This is a genomic window from Streptomyces sp. NPDC001604, assembly GCF_042893475.1.
GTDB lineage: Bacteria > Actinomycetota > Actinomycetes > Streptomycetales > Streptomycetaceae > Streptomyces.
The window spans coordinates 90703-108412 of sequence record NZ_JBIAUY010000020.1 but is presented as its reverse complement, the minus strand read 5'-3'; the positions used below and the strand labels follow the sequence as shown (position 1 = coordinate 108412).

Below are 17710 nucleotides of genomic sequence, written 5' to 3'. Positions count from 1 at the left end.
TCTCAGCCCTGGTCCGCCACGAACGACGCCATCCGGGCCAGGGCCGCGTTCCAGTTGATGGCCGTCTCGTTGGTCGACCAGGACTGGATGTCGTCGATGTAGCAGAACTGACCCACGCAGCCCTGGAGTTTGCTCTGTGCGTAGGGGTCCTGGATGGACGAGTTCGGCCCGCCCGCCAGCGTTCCGTGCGGCGGGTTCGGAAGCTTCGGGTCGAGCTCGTGGGCGTACCAACGGCTGTGCTGGTTGTGGGAGTTGACCTCGCCGTAGCCGGTGACGTACGAGATGTTCAGCGCGTTGCGGCCGAGGATGTAGTCCATGGTCTGGACCGCGCCGTCCCGGTACTTCGAGGCTCCCGTGATGTCGTACGCCGTCGCCAGGACCACCCCGTTGTTGAGGATCTGGTGGCTGGAGCCCCAGTCGTAGACGTTGTCGTCAGGCGCGTACGGCATGCCGTACGGCTGTGACTTCAGGGTGGCCAGGTAGCGCTCCGCGCCCTTGACGACCGACTGGCGGATCTTGTCCCGGCCCGGCAGTTTGCTGGGCACGGTCGCCAGGTCGAGGCGGCCCGCCGCCGCGGTCCTTCCCCAGTCGAAGCCGAGCGGGCCGAAGATGTCGGCGGTGTTCACCGGCGAGTTGCGCAGGTAGTCCGCGAACTCCTTCTCACCGGTGGTGAGATACAGCTCCGCCGCCGCCCAGTAGAACTCGTCCGTCGCGTTGGTGTCGTCATAGGCGCCGCCTCCGGTGCCGTCACTGGCGGAGGCGTACATGGCGGGGTGGGCGAGCGCCGCCGTCCAGGCCTTGCGCGCCGCCGTGAGTGCCTTCGCCGCGAAGGCGCGGTCGTAGGGGCGGTAGAGGCGGGCCGCCTGGGCGGCCGTCGCCGCCAGGTTGAGGGTCGCCTGGGTGGACGGCGGGTGCAGTTCGCGCTTCTGCGGGTCGTCACTGGGCAGCAGGGGCAGTCCCGTCCACTGCGCGTCGTGGATCTTGTGATGGGCCATGCCGGCCAGCGGCTGCCCGTCGGGCACCTGCATCTTCAGCAGGAACTCCAGCTCCCAGCGGGCCTCGTCGAGGATGTCGGGCACCTTGTTCGCGCTCTCCGGGATGGCGAGGCTGCCGTCCCGCAGCTTCCCTGGCTCCCCCGTGCGGGCCAGCTTTTCTCGTTCGTAGGTGCTCAGCAGCTCCCAGGTGGCGATGCCGCCGTTGACGACGTACTTGCCGTGGTCGCCGGCGTCGTACCAGCCGCCGGTGACGTCGAGCGTGTAGTCGCATACGCCGGGCTGGCAGGGCACGTGGGCGTCGCCCTGGTTCGGCGCCACGTCGAGGTGCCCGGCGGCTCGGCCGTAGCCGGGACGCAGATCGTCGCGGATCGCGATGCCGCTGCGCTGCGTGTAGTAGTACTTCACCGAGTCGAGGCGCAGTTGCTCGTAGGCGCCGGTGCCGATGTCGAAGGGGCGGCTGGTCTCACCGTCGGCGACCAGCGTGAAGCCCTTGCCCTGCCTGCGGTAGTCGCCGAAGTCGATCGAGTGGACGTTCTGCCCGGAGGAGACGTCGACCCCGCGCGGCACGGTCCAGCCGTGGTCGACCGTCACGCCGTCGGCGTCCTTCAGCTGCCAGGGCAGTTTCGTGGTGGCGTCGGTGACCAGGGTGGCGTTCTTGGGGCCGGAGGGAAGATAGGCGACCTGGTTGACGCGGACCCTCGGCCCTGTGTCCGGCTGGTACACCTCGGGCGGGACACCGCCGAGCAGCGATATGTCGTCCATGCAGAAGCGCCAGGCGTCCGTGCTGCCGCCGGCCTGGAAGGCGACCTGGCCCTGGGTGGTGTCGACGGGTGAGGTGAAGGTGTACGAGTAGGTGTTGCCGGAGACGCTCAGCTGCGGGCTGACCTCGAAGTAGGTGTCGTAAGGCGCCACTTGGAGCCCTACGACCGCCCGCACCACGTGTGCTTCGGGTGAACCGGTCGCTTTGAAGCTGAACTTGTACGACTCTCCCTTCTTCAGGGTGACGTCGTTCTGCCCGACGGCGGCGTCCCAGCGGTTGGTGGTGCCGCCCGGCACATCCGCGCAGAGCTGTCCGCCGGACACGCCTGCGGTGACGTTGGTGGTGGTCCACCAGGGGTCGATGGTGGTGTCGAAGGTGCCGTTCTTGAGCTGCTCGACCGGGTCGGCGGCGGCCGGAGAGGCCGGCACCCCGGTCAGCGCCGTCCCCAACAGGGCCGTCAGGGTCAGCAGAACGGTTCTGCGTCGTTTCACGTCTGGGCTCCTCTGGCGGAGGTACGGGTGACGCTCGCCGACCCAACGGGGTGGGAGCGCTCCCAGATGCGGACGCCGCTCATGCTTGTTTGCGCCATGACACTCCGTCAACGGTCCGGACAGGACTGTTTTCCCGCCCGGACCGCTCCGGCGGCTCAGCCGCCAGGTGCCTCCAACTTGCTGATCCGCACGGCCCCGTGGACTTCGCCCGGGTGAGCGCTGGTCAACGTGAGCCGCAGGCGGGAGCCGCGCTGCGCGTCGAAGGTGACGACGGTGGGGGCGTCCGAGGCGGTGGCCCAGTCGACCGCCGCCCCGGTGACGGGCACATACCGGCGCCCGTCCCACACGGCCGCCTCGACCTTCGCGGGCAGGCTGTGCGTCGCGTCAACGCTGAAGGAGACCTCCACCCGGTCGAAGGTCCGGGTCCGCCCGTAGTCCACCGAGACCCAGTCCTTTTCCCGCGCTCCGTTGAAGGCGGGCAGCAGAGCCGTCGCCGACTTGCTGAAGGCGTTGGACCAGCCGGTGGCCGCGTCGCCGTCGAGCATCGCGGCAGGGAGGGTGTCCGGTCGGCCTGAGTAACTGGCGTCCGCGTACGGGTAGTTCGGCGGCACCGGGTGCTCAGGGCCGAAGGCCGCCGCCGACGTGGTCGCGGCCGACCGGGCGGGCGTGGTGCGCGCGGTCGCCGTCCCTGTCCGCAGTCCCTCCGCGCGTGCGGTCACCTTCAGCGTGCCGGCCTTGGTGCCGGCGCGGACGATCGCGAGGGCCTTGCCGTGGAAGGCGGTACGGGTGGTGGCCTGATAGCGCTCGGCGCTCTCCTCCCGGCCGTTGTCGAGCCCGGCGAGGGATCCGCCCGTCACATCGAAGGTGATCAGATGCTCGGCGTCGGGCACCACCACCCCGCGCGAGTCCACGACGTCCGCCGTCACGAAGGCCAGCGAACGCCCTTCCGCGGCAAGGGACTTGCGGTCCACGGTCAGCCGTACGGCATGCGGTTCCCCTGCCGTGCGCAGCACGTCGGTGGCGACCACCTTGCCGTCCCTGCGTGCCACCGCCTTCAACTCGCCCGGCTGGAACGGCACTTTCCAGGTCAGGTGCAGTTTGCCGGCGCTGCCGTTCGGGCTGGTGTAACTACCGGGGTAGGGGCCGGTGGTGAAGGTCTTGTCGTCCCCGGCGGCCTCCGTGGTCTCCAGATAGGTACGGCCGTCCGTGGTCCTCTTCGTGTCGAAGGTGCGTGTGCCGAGGGACTCTCCGTTGAGGTACAGCTCCACGGTGTCGACGTTGGAGTAGGCCCACACCTCGACCGTGTCGCCCTGTTCGTGGTTCCAGCTCATGGGCAGCAGATGGACCATGGGCCCGCTGGTCCACTGGCTCTGGAACAGGTAGTACATGTCCTTGGGGAAGCCGGCCGTGTCGACCGCGCCGAAGAAGGACGCCTTGACCGGGAAGACGTCGTACGGCGTCGGCTCGCCGATGTAGTCGATGCCGGACCACAGGAACTGCCCGGCGAACCACTTGCGGTCCCGGTCCTTCTTGTGGCCGTACTCGCCGCTCATGGTCCAGGAGGCGAGGTTGTTGTCGTAGGAGGAGACCTCGCGTCTGCCGGGTGTGTGGTTCTCGCCGGTGTTGAGGTGCTCGGGCTCCTGGTAGGAGCCGCGGGTCGAGGTCTCCGAGGAGGACTCCGACTCGAAGAGGAACAGCTTGGGGTACTTGGCGTGCAGGGCGTCGACCGACTTGGCGGTGTTGTAGTTGAGGCCGAGGCCGTCCAGCTTGGCGAGCATGAGGTCGGCCGCGGAGCCGGTGGCGGGGACACCGTGGTACTTGTTCGAGCCGATGACGACCGGCCGGGTGTCGTCCGCCGCCTTGATGGCTCCGATGATCCGGTCCGCCATGGCGAGTCCGGCGGTGGAGGTGGAGTCGGGTATCTCGTTGCCGATGGACCACAGCACCACGGCGGGCGAGTTGCGGGCGGCGAGGACCATCTCGGTGGCGTCCTTCTCGCACCACTCGTCGAAGAAGCGGCCGTAGTCGTACTTCGTCTTGCCGGTCCGCCAGCAGTCGAAGGCCTCCACCATCATCACGATGCCCAGCTCCTCGCAGACCTGGATCATCTGCGGCGAGGGCGGGTTGTGCGAGGTACGGAAGGCGTTGACGCCCATCGACTTCATGATGGTCATCTGCCGGCGCACGGCGTCGATGCTGATCGCGGCTCCGAGGGCACCCTGGTCGTGGTGCAGGTCGACGCCCTTGATCTTGGTGTGGGTGCCGTTGAGGGAGAAGCCCTCGTCGGGGTCGAAGCGGTAGGTGCGGACGCCGAAGGGGGTGCGGTAGGTGTCGACGGTCCGGCCGCCGACGCGCAGTTCGGTCTCCAGGGTGTAGCGGTGCGGGGCCTCGAAGTCCCACAACTGGGGCTGGGGGACGGTGAGTTCGTGGGTCTCGGCCGTCTTGTCGGTGACCGTGACCGTGGTGGCGGCGCGGGCGGCCGTGCGGCCGTCGGGGTCCTTGACCGTCGAGCGGATCTCGACCTGGCTCGCGGCGCCGGACTCGTTCACCACCGTGGTCCGTACGCGTACGACGGCTCGCTCCGCGGTGATGTCCGGCGTGGTCACGTAGGTGCCCCAGCGCTCGACGTGGACCGGCTCGGTGACGACCAGGCGGGCCTCGCGGTAGATGCCGCTGCCCGAGTACCAGCGGCTGCTGGGGAGCTGGTTCTGGACCTTGACGGCGATCACGTTCTCGGTGGTGCCGTCGGTGTGCAGCAGGCCGGTCAGGTCGAAGGCGAAGCCGGTGTAGCCATAGGGGTGCCGGCCGGCCTGGGTGCCGTTGCAGTAGACGTAGGAGTCCATGTAGACGCCGTCGAACTCCACCGAGATCCGCTTGCCGTCGAAGGCGGGCGGCAGGGTGAAGGCGAGGCGGTACCAGCCGAGGCCGCCGGGGAAGAAGCCGGTGCCGCTGGTGGTGCCGTGCTCGGTGGTCGGGGTCTGCTCGATGCTCCAGTCGTGCGGCACCGCCACCTCGCGCCAGCCCGAGTCGTCGTAACCGGGGTCGGCGGCCCGCGCGTAGGCGCCGGTCGGATCGGTGATCCCGTCCGGGTTGACCAGCGCGAAACGCCAGCCGTCGCGCAGGGCGACCGTGCGGCGGCCCGATCCGCCCGCGGCGGCCTCTGCGGCCCGGGCCACCGGGGTGGCGAGAAGCGCTCCGGCGGCCGGCGCGGCGGCGGAGGCGAGCAGAACCGATCTCCGAGTCACTGTCATGGCGGCTCCCCCTCATCAGGGCCCAGAAGTACTCACAACTGATCGCGAACAAACAGATTCTGACGTGGCGCCACACGCGGCCGTCAAGGGTGCGGGAACGCTCTTCTGCCCCATGCGGCACAACGGCCGGAATCGCCCCTTGACCGGGCCGCCGCGCGCCCATGGGGGTTCCCGTCCGCGCGGTTCGCCGACGGACTAGGCTGGAACTCAAGTGACCCGGCGGTTCACTGTGAGTGTTCGCGATGGAGTGGCGACGATGAGCCCGGAGTATCCGTTCGACGATGCCGCGACGGCGCGGGCTGTCATCGATGAATCCGGCACGCTCGTCGAGTGGAACGCGGGTGCGGAGCGGCTGCTGGGCTGGCCGGTCACCGAAGTCGTGGGACGTCCCGGCCGGAACCTGCTGATCGACAGGGATGTCAGCGCGCCTGCCGGGGCCCGCTGGCACGGCACCGTCGCACTGCGCCACCGCGACGGTCACGAGGTGTCCGTCTGGCTGCTCGCCCACCATCGCCCCTCGCGCGACGACACGCCCGGCCGATGGCTCCTCTTCAGCCCGCTGGACGGCGACGCCCCGCACTCCCCCGACGACCCGCTGGCCCGGGCCGCGCTCACCCAGTCGCCCTGCGCGGTCGCCGTGTACGACGAGCGGCTGCGGCTGAGAAGGGTCAACGACGCCATGGTCGACGTGATCGGCCTGCCGGAGGAGCGCATGCGGGGGCTGCGCCTGGCCGAGATCGGCGGCAAGCCGCAGAGCGAGGAGCTCGAGGCGCACATGGTGCACGTGCTCACCACCGGGCGCCCGCTGGACGTCCAGACGTACATGCGCACCGGCGGCGAGGAACGCGCACACGCCTGGCTGGCCCGGATGGCGCCGATCACGGACGCCGAGGGACGGGTGCGGGGCGTGTGCCTGGCCGCACACGACTTCACCGACAACTACCTCGCCCGGGAGCGGCTTCAGCTGGTCAACGAGGCGAGCGTGCGCATCGGATCCACGCTCGACGTCACCCGTACGACGCAGGAGCTCGCGGACGTCCTCGTGCCCGCCCTGGCCGACCTGGTCAGCGTCGACCTGCTGGACCTCCAGGAACACGGCGGCGAGCCACCGCTCAGGCTGACCGCACCCGTCGGACTGCGCCGCGCCGCACACCACTCGGTCAATCCCGGCACGCCCGAGGCCGTCCTCCAGCCCGGGCAGCTGGAGCACTACCCGGCGGGTTCGCCCCAGGCCGACTCGCTCATCGCGGGCCGTACGATCGTCGCCTCCGTCTCCTCGGGCGCCCTCGACCAGTGGCTCAGCTGGCACAAGACACGCGCCGACCGGGTCAAGGAGTACGGCATCCACTCCACGATGTCCGTGCCGATCCAGGCCCGCGGTCAGACCCTCGGTGTCGCGGTCCTCACCCGGTTCCGGCGGCCGGACCCCTTCTCCGCTGACGACGTCCTGCTGGCCGAGGAGATCACCACACGGGCCGCCGTCTGCATCGACAACGCCCGCCGCTTCTCCCGCGAACGGGAGACCGCCCTCGCCCTGCAGCGCAGCCTGCTGCCCCGCTCACTGCCACGCACGGCCGCGGTCGATGCGGCCTCGCGCTATCTGCCCGCGGCCCGGGCGGGTGTGGGCGGTGACTGGTTCGACGTGATCCCGCTGTCGGGGATGCGGGTCGCCATGGTCGTCGGGGACGTCGTCGGGCACGGCATCCAGGCCTCGGCCACCATGGGCCGGCTGCGCACCGCCGTACGCACCCTCGCCGACATAGACCTCGCCCCCGACGAGCTGCTGACCCACCTGGACGATCTGGTCGTCCGGCTGTCCGCGGAGGCCGGCAACGACGGCAGCCCCGGCGAGGTCGGCGCCACCTGTCTGTACGCGGTCTACGACCCGGTGTCGCGCCGCTGCACACTGGCCCGGGCGGGCCATCCGCCGCCGGTCGTGGTACCGCCGGGCGGCGTACCGCAGCACGTGGACCTGCCCGCCGGGCCGCCACTCGGCCTGGGCGGGCTGCCGTTCGAATCGGCCGACCTGGAGCTACGCGAGGGCAGCGTGCTGTCGTTCTACACGGACGGCCTGATCGAGACCCGTGAGCGGGACGTCGACGCCAGCCACCGGATGCTGTGCGACGCGCTGGAGACGTACTCCGACTCGCTGGACGAGACCTGCGACCGGGTGCTGCACACCCTGCTGCCCTCGGGCGGCGCCCTGGACGACGTGGCCCTGCTGCTGGCCCGCACCCGCGGGCTGCCGTCCTCGCAGGTGGCGACCTGGCACATCCCCGCCGACCCGGCACTGGTGGCGCCGATCCGCAAGCAGGTCGTCGAGCAGCTGGACACCTGGGCGCTGCAGGAGGCGGCGTTCACCGCCGAGCTGGTGGTGAGCGAGCTCGTCACGAACGCGATCCGGTACGGCGCGCACCCCATCCGGCTGCGGCTGATCCACGACGAGGCCACGCTGATCTGCGAGGTGTCGGACACCAGCCACACGGCTCCGCATCTGCGGCGTGCGAAGACGTGGGACGAGGGCGGGCGGGGGCTGCTGCTGGTGGCTCAGCTCACGCAGCGGTGGGGGAGCCGGCACACAGCCGACGGGAAGACCATCTGGGCGGAGATCGGGCTGCTCGACGAGTGACGATCCGCGGGTTGTGCAGGTTCGGGTCGTCTTGTCTCTGCGGCTGCGTCGTGGCTGGTCGCGCCCCGCGGCGGAGCCGCATGTCGACACAGCCCCGCGCCCCTTTGGGGCGCTATCGATCAGGGTGCTTCCAGCAGCCAGGGTCTTATCTGTTTGCGGGCCTCGTGGAGGCGGGACTTGAAGGTGCCGAGGGGGATGCCGGCGCGGTCGGCGGCCTCGGCGTAGTCGAGCTGGCAGATGTCGCGGTAGACCAGGGGGTCGACGAGTTGGGGGTGTTCGCGCTCCAGGCGGTCCAGGGCTTCCAGCAGGTCGAGGCGGGAGCCGGCGATGACACTCGTCGTGCGGGGGTCGGTGAGCCGACCCGCGTCGATCGGGGCCGGTTGTTCGGCCGAGCGCCGCTTGAGTTCGCGGTACTTCTGACGGCAGCAGTTGGCGACGACCGTGTAGAGCCAGGTACTGAAGCGGCTGCGGCCCTGGAAGGTGGAGATCTTCCGGGCGACCTGCAGCAGGACGTCCTGCGCGGCCTCCTCCGCGTCCTCACGGCAGGGCAGGAACCGGCCGCAGCGCCGGACGACCTCGGGCCCGATCGCCCGGAGCAGTCCCTCCAGCGCCGCCGGGTCGCCCGCCGCTGCGCTGCGGGCCAGGTCCTCGGTGGGCGCCACCTGGGGCTCTCCTCGGGAACGATCCACGTCCAGGCATGATAGTCGTATGCATTCCGTCGAGCGGATCGGGCGCTACCGCCTCGAACGGCGCCTGGGCACAGGTGCGTTCGGCACGGTCTGGCTGGCCCATGACGACGAGCTCGACGCGCCGGTGGCGGTCAAGGTCCTCGCCGACAACTGGTCCCACCGGCTCGATGTGCGCGAGCGGTTCCTGGCCGAGGCGCGGATGCTGCGGCGGGCGGGTTCGGACCGGGTGGTGCAGGTCTACGACATCGGTGAACTCCCGGACGGGAGACCGTACTTCGTGATGGAGTACGCCGACGGCGGCACCCTCGCCGATCTCCTGGCCGGCGGTCCGCTGCCCGTGGCGGAGGCGCTGCGGCTGACGGCGCTGGCCGCCCGTGGTGCGGCGGCGCTGCATGCGGCGGGGATCGTGCACCGGGACATCAAGCCGAGCAATGTGCTGCTGTGCTCCTCCCCCGACGGCGGCTCGCGGGTGCTGCTGGCCGACCTGGGGCTCGCCAAGAGCCTGGCGGAGGCGTCCGGGCTCACGCAGGCCGCCGGTTCGGCGGGATACCGGCCGCCCGAGCAGGCCGAACCCGGCGTGGGTATCGACGCCCGGGCCGATGTGTACAGCCTGGGCGCGGTCGGCTACCACCTGGTCACCGGCGAGGTTCCGGGTGAGCCCGGCAGGGTCGTACGGCCCGACCGGCTGCGTCCGGATCTGACTCCTGCCGTCCGGCGGGCCCTGATGCGGGCGCTGGCGCCGGACCGCAGACGCCGCTGGCCCGATGCCGAGGCCTTCGCGCAGGAGCTGGAACGGCTCGCCGACTCCGGTCACCGGCCCCGGAGACACCGCACGGCCCTCACTCTTACGGGTGCCGTGGCCGTGGTCGCGGCCGTCGGTGTGACGCTGGCGCTGGTCGACCGGCAGGCCCCGGCCACCCCGGATGTGCGGGTCTCGGACACGACCGGCAGGGTGGTCGCCGAGGTTCCCCGCGGCTGGGACCGGCAGGTGCGCGACTCCGGGTGGGATCCGCGGGCGCTCGGCCTGCCTTCCGGCCATGAGCCGGGGTTCGCCGTCGCGGACCGCCTGACCGCGTGGCAGGACCTGACGGCCGCGGTCAACGGCGTGCTGGTGGGCCTGAGCGAGCACGGCGACCTCCCGGCCGCGGTGAACGCCCTCACCCACCCCGGTTGCCACTACGACGGCGCCCGTGCCTACACCGGCACCGTGTGGCACGGCAGGGTCCGCACCTGGGACGGCTGCCCGGGCGGCGGGTCGGTCACGGAGGCCGCGCTCGCCCCGGCGGCCGGCAGCGCGCAGACTCGGGTGTACGTGCAGATCCGCCAAAATGGCCGAGCGCATGCGACCGACCGCATCCTCGCCTCCGTACGCATCGGAAGCTGACGCGAAAGGCTCGGGGCGCGCGAACTTTTTCGTCCCGGCACGCATCGGACCTGCATGACGGGGCACATCAGCGCCGTACGTACACGCCACGACGTGTGCGAGGAATCTCCGGGAGTGTTGAGGCACATGGCGAAGAAGTCCCCCTCCGTCCACCGGGCGGCCCTGCTCGCGAGTGCGGTCGCGGTGCTCGGTCTGCTGACGGCCTGCGGCAGCAGTGGCAACGGCGGCACGGCGAGCGCTCCGACGACGCTGCCCGGTACAGCCGCCCCCGCCACGGGCGGCCACCACAGCACCGACCCGTCGAGCGCCTCCGCCTCGACGACGAGCACCGCTCCTGGCGAGGTCACCGTGACCGCGTCGGCGGCGCAGTCCACGCCGGCCGGCAGCACGGGAGGCCGTTGCCACACCTCGGAGCTGCGGGCGACCGTCGGGCAGAACGACCCCGGTGCCGGACAGGAGAACTTCCCGGTCGTTCTGACCAACGCCTCCTCACGCACCTGCACGGTGCGCGGCTATCCGGGTGCCGCGTTCGTGGACGCGTCCGGCCGACAGCTGGGCCCGGACCCGAAGCGCTCCTCGGGCAGTCCTACGACGGTGACGCTCGCGCCGGGCAGGAGCGCCTGGGCCGGGCTGACCTTCTCCAACCCGGACGTCAGCGGCGCCCACGCGGCCACCCCCGCCTCGCTGCTGGTGACACCGCCCGACGAGCGGGACCACCTCACGGTGACATGGAAGGGCGGCCCGGTCCCCGTGTCCGGCAACGCCTCCTCGGTGTTCCTGACGGTCCTCAGCCCGGGCACCGGTCCCTGACCCGCTCCTCGGCATTCCCACAACCGTGACACTCGCGCACCGGCGCCGGGCTGACCCTCCAGAGACACCGGCGCCCACCCGCCCATCTCACGATCATCTGGAAGGGCGGCCGGGTCCCCGTGTCCGGCAACGAACGGTGTTCCCGACCATGCTTCGCCCGGGCACCGGGCCCTGAACGGGCGGGCCCCCGGTGGATCTCTTACCGTGACCTGTTTTCATTGAGGGCCCCGCGCTGATCCGCCCTGAAGGACCCTGCCCTGAACACCGCGCTCGCCGAAATACTCTCCGCCGTCCTGCTCGTCGCGGTCCTCGCCTGGGCGGTGCTGCGCCCGAAGGGCCTGCCGGAGGCCGTGCTGGCGGTCCCGGCCGCGGGGATCGTGATCGCCACCGGGGCGATCTCCCTGGACCACGCCCGGGCGGAGGCCGCCGGCCTCGGGCCCGTCATCGGCTTCCTCGCCGCCGTGCTGGTGCTGGCGCACTTCTGTGACGTGGAGGGACTGTTCCAGGCCTGCGGGGCGTGGATGGCCCGGCGGGCGGCGGGCTCCCCCGGGCGGCTGCTCGCGGCGGTCTTCGTGCTGGCGTCGGCGATCACGGCCGTGCTCAGCCTGGACGCCACGGTGGTGCTGCTGACGCCGGTGGTGCTCGCCACCGCCGCCCGGGCCGGCGTGCGGGCCAGACCGCATCTCTACGCGTGCGCCCACCTGTCGAACACGGCCTCGCTGCTGCTGCCCGTCTCCAATCTCACCAACCTGCTGGCCTTCGAGGCGAGCGGGCTGAGCTTCACCCGGTTCGCGGCGCTGATGGCGCTGCCGTGGCTGGTCGCGATCGGCGCCGAGTACCTGGTCTTCCGGCGGTTCTTCGACGAGGACCTGGCCGCGTCCGTGCACTCCCCCGAACCCGGTGAGACACCCGCGCTGCCCCTGTTCGCGCTGATCACGGTGGGGTGCACACTGGGCGGATTCGTCGTGGCCTCAGCGGCCGGCATCGACCCGGCCTGGGTGGCCGCGGCGGGCGCGCTGGTGCTGGCCGGCCGCGCGCTCGTACGACGCAGGGCCACCCCGCTGTCGGTGGTGCGGGCCTCCTCCCCGGCGTTCCTGGCCTTCGTCCTCGCGCTCGGCATCGTGGTGCGGGCGGTCGTCGACAACGGGCTCGCGGGCGCGCTGGGCCATGTGCTGCCCGGCGGCTCGGGGCTGCTCGCACTGCTGGGCATCGCCGCGCTGGCCGCCGTACTGGCGAACCTGATCAACAATCTGCCCGCGGTGCTGGTCCTGCTGCCGCTGACCGCCGCCGGTGGGCCCGGTGCGGTGCTTGCGGTGCTGCTCGGGGTGAACATCGGCCCGAACCTGACGTACGCGGGATCGCTGGCGACGCTGTTGTGGCGGCGCATCGTTCAGCGGCACGGTCAGGAGGTGCAGCTCGGGGAGTTCACCCGGCTCGGCCTGCTCGCCACCCCGGCCGCGCTCGTCGCGGCCGTGGCGGCGCTGTGGCTGTCGCTCCAGGTGGCGGGCTGAGCCCGGCGGTCAGTGGTGGCCGCCACCGCCGTATCCGCCACCGCCGTATCCGCCACCGCCATAGCCGGGGCCCGATCCGTAGCCGCCCCATCCGCAGGAGGCCGGGTTGTAGTAGCAGTACGGGTTCGAGGGGGAGGGGCTCGTCGGCGTCGGCCACGCGGTCGTCGGAGCGGCCGACGGCGTGGGCGTGGGGCTCGGGGTCCTCGCGGCCTTGGGAGTGGCCCTCGGGGTGGGCGAGTGGCTGTTGTCGGCGTCCCAGTTGACCACCTGCATCTGCAGGTCGGCCTTGGTCGTGTCGAACACCCAGCGCTGGGCGGTGCCGTCGTCGCGGGTCTTGACGACCAGCGCGCCCGAGCCGTCGGTGGCCGCCGGGGTCAGGGCCAGGTCCTGGTTCCAGCGCGGCACCAGGGTGCCCTGCAGGGTGAAGTCGTAGCGGATGTTCTTGGCACCCGGCTCGGAAGCGCCCGTGCACGGGGCGAGCTGCACCGAGTAGCCGAGGTGGGAGTCCAGGCACAGGTCGGGGTCCGTGGCGCTGCGCAGGCGGCCGTCGGTCTCGTACGTCCACTGCTGGACGGCCGGCGAGGAGCAGTCGGCGAGTTCGGTCTCGGCTCCCTTGACGGCCTTCTTGCCGACGACGGCGACGCACAGCCCGGAGTCGGCGTTGTGCAGCTTGCCGCGCATGGTGCCCTGGGAGCCCGCGCCGGTGCCGACCCAGGAGGGGCCCGCGGACGGTGTGCCCGTGCCGCTGCCGGGGGTCTCGGAGGGGTGGTCGCCGTCGGCCTTGGTGCTGCCGTCGCCGGAGCCGAGGACTGACCACAGGACCAGCGGCAGGACGACCAGCCCGCTGACCGTCAGGACGGCCGCGGCGAGATTGCGGCGGCGGGCGGCCGCATGCCGGGCGGCCTTGTGGGCGGCACGCCGGGCGGCGGAGCGGCCACCCGGGCGGGGGGCGGTGCCGGACTCCCGATGGGACGGGGCGAAGGGCTCGCCGGGGATCGGCGGGAGGGGGATCTCGGGGGGCAGGGCACCGGACTCCTCGGTCGGCGAGGCCAGCCGGGACTCCACATACGCCCGCGCACCCCAGCCGAGCACCGCCTCGGCCAGCGCGAGGCCGAGTCCCTGGTTGAACTGCGCCAGCTGGTCGGCGGTGTGGCTGCAGTGCCTGCAGCCGGCCAGGTGGGCATTCAGGTCGGGATCGATCTCGACTCCGCCGCGCCGATAGGTCACGTCCAGCATCCGCAGATAGCGCCGGCACTCCTGCTCGGGTGCGAGTTCGCGGTGGACCTGGAGACACTCCTCGCGCAGCCGTTCACGGGCCCGCTCCAGTTCGACGGCGGCGTCCTGCTCCTCGATGCCCAGCAGGCCGGCGGGTATCCCCAGCGCTTCCGCCTCGACCTCGACATGCCACAGCAGGCAGCGGGCCGACTGGGGCAGCCGCTGGAAGGCCCCGGACAGCAGGCGGCGGTCGGACGGCGGCAGCAGGCGGGCCGCGACGCGGTCCCCGCCCTCGGAGGACAGCTCGGGGTGAAGGTGTTCGCGTCGGTGGTCGTTGTCCCACTCCGCGGCGATCCGGCGGACGGTGACGAGGAGTTGGGGCCGCCAGGCGGAGGTCGGCCCGTTCTGCCGCAGGGTTTCGCCGAAGAGCCGCGTGAATGCGGCGGTGGTGAGCATTCCCGCCGAGGCGGCACCGTCGGTGCACAACCGGGCATAGGCGAACGCCGCTTCCCAGTGCCGGTCGAGAAGTTCACCGACGGGCTGCAGCGCGGGCGTCGTCCCCGTCCACTTCTTCAGTTCTGCGCTCAGCTGTTCGTCCGTCACGAAGAACCGGCGGTCGGGCGTGGGGGAATTCGACAGGCCCGCGTCTTTCACGGCTGCATTCCTCTCGGGGCATGCGTCATAAAGTCCATACCAACAGGCATGAGTACAGGATTCGGCAGCTCCAACGCCCACCTGGGGAAGCTCTTTTGGAGCGTAGGTCGAACGGGAGCGGCCTCGTGCACACAGCCGGAAAAAGTATTGTCCGTGCGCCGACAGGGCACACCTTTGCACAGGTCAGGGATGCCTAACAAGAGATCCAGCGGTTTTCTGCCTTACGGGCCCGCCGACGAGATTTGACGAACGGTCAAACCTGTCGGCACGGCAATCGGAAATGGGATTCAGTTGGTCGGCACTCAGGTAGCTCCGCAACCATTGAACAGGCGTTCCACGGCCGTCCCACGGGCCGGACGGAGTGCCGCGGTTCATGTCTCAACCATTGAGCCGCCTCTTCGATAGGCGCCGGGTGGCACTCCGTAGCGTGTACGGAAGACCCGGTTGAAGTGGAACGGGCTGGCGAACCCCGAGGCGGCGGCCACCCGGTCCACGGACAGGTCGGTGCTCTCCAGGAGCCGGGCGGCATGCCGCAGCCGGGCCTCGCGCAGGGCGCGCATCGGGGACTGGCCCAGTTGCCGGGTGAACAGGTGGGCGAACCGGGAGGGCGAGAGGGAGACGCTCTCGGCGAGCGAGTGCACCGTGTGCGGGGCGCCCGGGTCGGCGGCGATCAGCGCCTCGGCGCGGCGGACCCGGCCGTCGACGCCGGGCGGCGGCGCCGGGGTGCGCGCGGTGGCGACGGTGAGCAGGACGATCTCCTCCAGGGAGGACAGGGCGAGCTCCCGCGCCGCGGTTCCGTGCGCCACGGCGACCCGGTCGTCCGGCGCGGCGACGGGCGGTGACCCGCTGCCGGTCCAGCGGGCGTCGGCGAGCATCCGGCGGAAGGCCGCGTCGACCCGGTCGTGCAGGGCGGCCGGGGTCGGGGCGACGACGAACAGTCCGTCGCCGGTGTCGTACGGCCGCAGCCACGGCGCCCAGGACGGCCGTGCCTGGCAGTGCACCCACCAGAACTCCCAGCTGTGGGAGCCCGGTTCGACCGCGTACTCGTGCCCGACGCCCGGGGCGAGCACCACCAGGTCGCCCGCACCGGCCCGTGCCTCGAACGCGCCCTGGCGCAGCCGGCCGTGCCCGCCGGTGGTCCAGGTGAACAGCCAGCTGTCCGCACCGCGCGGCCGGTTGACGCCGTAGCCCTCCAGCCGGTCGTAGCGGCCGACCACGACGAGGCCCGGCGGCGGGGCGGGATCGCCGGGCGCAGCAGTCTCGGGCAGTCCGTCAGCCTCCACGGGCATCCTCCTGAAACACACGGCGACCTAGCGTGATGAGCCGAGGACACCCGATCGAAGGAGCGGACACATGACAGCCATGGATATGGGCGCCGTCGGCGCCCCCATCCTCACCCAGGACGGGCTGAGGCAGTTCCAGGAGGACGGGTTCACGGTCGTACGCGGGCTGTTCGGACCCGATGAGATCGACCGGCTCTGTGCGGAGTTCGCGGCGCTGCACGCGGCCGGTCCGGTGCCCGGGCACTTCGAGCCGCGCGCGTCCGAGGATCCGCTCGCGGCCTACCCGCGGGTGATGCACCCGCACGAGATCAGCGAGAGGGCGCTGCGCGTGCTGCTCGACGCCCGGTTGCGCGGGGCGCTGGAGGCGCTGCTCGGCGAGGAGGTCCTGGCCGCCCAGAGCATGTTCTACTTCAAGCCGCCGGGCGCGCGCGGGCAGGCGCTGCACCAGGACAACTTCTATCTGCGGGTGGAGCCGGGCACGTGTGTGGCGGCGTGGGTGGCCTGTGACGTGATCGGCCGGGACAACGGCGGTCTGGAGGTCGTCCCCGGTACCCACCGCATGGACCTGTTCTGCCCGGAGGAGGCGGACGTCGAGGTGTCGTTCGCGCGGGAGTACGTCGCCCCGCCGCCCGGCCTCGCCACCGTGCCGGTCGACATGGCGCCGGGGGACGTCCTGTTCTTCAACGGCAGCCTGGTGCACGGCTCTCAGCCCAACCGGACCACCGACCGCTTCCGCCGGTCGTTCATCGGCCACTACGTGGGGCGGTCGGCGGAGCGCATCGGGCACTACTACCGCACCCTCACGATGGACGGCGAGCGCGTGGTCCTGGCGGAGAGCGAGGGAGCGGGCCCGTGCGGCACGGAGTTCGCACCGCACGGGCCGCACTAGCCGACCCGGGCGGACCTCAGCTGTGACCGACGACGGAATGCGGGGAGTAAGGAGCCTCCAGCTCCTCGATCTCCTTGTCGCTGAGCTCGAGTTCGACGGCGGCCACGGCGTCCTCGATGTGGTGCGGCTTGGCGGCGCCGACGATCGGGGCCGCCACCGTGTCCTGGTGCAGCAGCCAGGCCAGGGCGACCTGGGCGCGCGGGACGGCGCGGTCGTTCGCGATGCGGGTGACGGCCTCGACGATGGTGCGGTCGCCCTCCGGGTAGAGGCGGCTGCCGAAGTTGTCGCCCGCGCTGCGCTCCGTCACCGTGCCCCAGTCCCGGGTGAGGCGGCCGCGGGCGAGCGGGCTCCAGGGCAGGACGCCGACGCCCTGGTCGGCGCAGAGCGGCAGCATCTCGCGCTCCTCCTCGCGGTAGAGGAGGTTGTAGTGGTTCTGCATGGACACGAACTTGGTCCAGCCGTGCCGCTCGGCGGTGTACTGCATCTTGGAGAACTGCCAGGCGAACATCGAACTCGCCCCGATGTAGCGCACCTTGCCCGCCTTCACCAGGTCGTGCAGGGCCTCCATGGTCTCCTCGACCGGGGTGTGCGGGTCGAAGCGGTGGATCTGGTAGAGGTCGACGTAGTCGGTACCGAGCCGGCTCAGGCTGTGGTCGATCTCCGTCATGATCGCCTTGCGGGACAGGCCGGCGCCGTTGGGGCCGGGGCGCATCCGGCCGTGCACCTTCGTCGCCAGCACGATCTCGTCGCGATCGGCGAAGTCGCGCAGCGCCTTGCCGACGATCTCCTCGCTGGTGCCGTCGGAGTAGACGTTGGCGGTGTCGAAGAAGTTGATGCCGGCCTCCAGCGCCTGCCGGATCAGCGGACGCGAGGCCTCCTCGTCGAGCGTCCACTCGTGCACGCCGCGGTCGGGCAGGCCGTAGGTCATACAGCCGAGACAGACCCGCGACACGTCCAGGCCCGTCGAACCGAGCTTCACGTACTGCATCGTTGCTGCTCCTGCCTTCGGGATGGGTACGAAGGGGAGCGTACGGCCTCGCCCTCACTCCGAGCAGCACGCCCCCGGGCGGCCGGGGCACCGGCCGTTGCTGCCCGCAGGTGACCGCCCGGCGTGGGAGCCGCCTCGCGGTCGGCTCGTGCGCGCATCCT

Annotated in this window: 11 protein-coding genes; 5 read left to right on the top strand and 6 right to left on the bottom strand. The window is 71.4% G+C overall.

Annotation, left to right across the window (positions count from 1 at the left end; all coding sequences use genetic code 11):
* Positions 1 to 2 precede the first annotated feature (2 nt).
* Together ACFY1E_RS38850 and ACFY1E_RS38845 are read right to left on the bottom strand one after the other, a co-directional pair.
* Positions 3 to 2246 carry a glycoside hydrolase family 9 protein gene (locus ACFY1E_RS38850; RefSeq protein ID WP_389084933.1) on the bottom strand — a complete coding sequence of 748 codons (2244 nt, stop codon included), beginning with the start codon at positions 2244 to 2246 and terminating at the stop codon, positions 3 to 5.
* Between the two features lie 155 nt (positions 2247 to 2401).
* Positions 2402 to 5497, bottom strand: coding sequence for a glycoside hydrolase family 2 TIM barrel-domain containing protein (locus ACFY1E_RS38845; RefSeq protein ID WP_389084930.1), 3096 nt, complete (start codon positions 5495 to 5497; stop codon positions 2402 to 2404).
* A 256-nt stretch (positions 5498 to 5753) separates the two neighbouring features.
* Here ACFY1E_RS38845 and ACFY1E_RS38840 point away from each other — a divergent pair, with 256 nt between their 5' ends.
* Entirely contained in the window at positions 5754 to 8126 is a 2373-nt protein-coding gene (locus ACFY1E_RS38840; RefSeq protein ID WP_389084927.1) for a SpoIIE family protein phosphatase, read from the top strand.
* 119 nt (positions 8127 to 8245) lie between these two features.
* On the opposite strand, the gene ACFY1E_RS38835 is transcribed toward ACFY1E_RS38840, so the two are convergent.
* Positions 8246 to 8815: an RNA polymerase sigma factor gene (locus ACFY1E_RS38835; RefSeq protein ID WP_389084925.1), complete on the bottom strand. Its 570-nt coding sequence runs from the start codon at positions 8813 to 8815 to the stop codon at positions 8246 to 8248.
* A gap of 19 nt (positions 8816 to 8834) precedes the next feature.
* Here ACFY1E_RS38835 and ACFY1E_RS38830 point away from each other — a divergent pair, with 19 nt between their 5' ends.
* The 3 genes from ACFY1E_RS38830 to ACFY1E_RS38820 all read left to right on the top strand — a co-directional run bounded on the left by ACFY1E_RS38830 (position 8835) and on the right by ACFY1E_RS38820 (position 12520).
* Positions 8835 to 10199, top strand: coding sequence for a serine/threonine-protein kinase (locus tag ACFY1E_RS38830; RefSeq protein WP_389084922.1), 1365 nt, complete (start codon positions 8835 to 8837; stop codon positions 10197 to 10199).
* Positions 10200 to 10325: 126 nt separating this feature from the next.
* Positions 10326 to 11009: a DUF4232 domain-containing protein gene (locus ACFY1E_RS38825; RefSeq protein WP_389084920.1), complete on the top strand. Its 684-nt coding sequence runs from the start codon at positions 10326 to 10328 to the stop codon at positions 11007 to 11009.
* 257 nt (positions 11010 to 11266) lie between these two features.
* Positions 11267 to 12520 carry an SLC13 family permease gene (locus tag ACFY1E_RS38820; protein WP_389085117.1) on the top strand — a complete coding sequence of 418 codons (1254 nt, stop codon included), beginning with the start codon at positions 11267 to 11269 and terminating at the stop codon, positions 12518 to 12520.
* 9 nt (positions 12521 to 12529) lie between these two features.
* Here ACFY1E_RS38820 and ACFY1E_RS38815 read toward each other — a convergent pair whose 3' ends face one another.
* Positions 12530 to 14389, bottom strand: a complete 1860-nt coding sequence (locus ACFY1E_RS38815) for a ricin-type beta-trefoil lectin domain protein (RefSeq protein WP_389084917.1) — start codon at positions 14387 to 14389, stop codon at positions 12530 to 12532.
* Between the two features lie 371 nt (positions 14390 to 14760).
* Positions 14761 to 15678, bottom strand: a complete 918-nt coding sequence (locus ACFY1E_RS38810) for a helix-turn-helix domain-containing protein (protein WP_389084915.1) — start codon at positions 15676 to 15678, stop codon at positions 14761 to 14763.
* Between the two features lie 64 nt (positions 15679 to 15742).
* Here ACFY1E_RS38810 and ACFY1E_RS38805 point away from each other — a divergent pair, with 64 nt between their 5' ends.
* Positions 15743 to 16561: a phytanoyl-CoA dioxygenase family protein gene (locus ACFY1E_RS38805; RefSeq protein ID WP_389084912.1), complete on the top strand. Its 819-nt coding sequence runs from the start codon at positions 15743 to 15745 to the stop codon at positions 16559 to 16561.
* Positions 16562 to 16577: 16 nt separating this feature from the next.
* Here the strand turns inward: ACFY1E_RS38805 and ACFY1E_RS38800 are convergent, their stop codons facing one another.
* Positions 16578 to 17549: an aldo/keto reductase gene (locus ACFY1E_RS38800; protein WP_389084909.1), complete on the bottom strand. Its 972-nt coding sequence runs from the start codon at positions 17547 to 17549 to the stop codon at positions 16578 to 16580.
* Positions 17550 to 17710 lie beyond the last annotated feature (161 nt).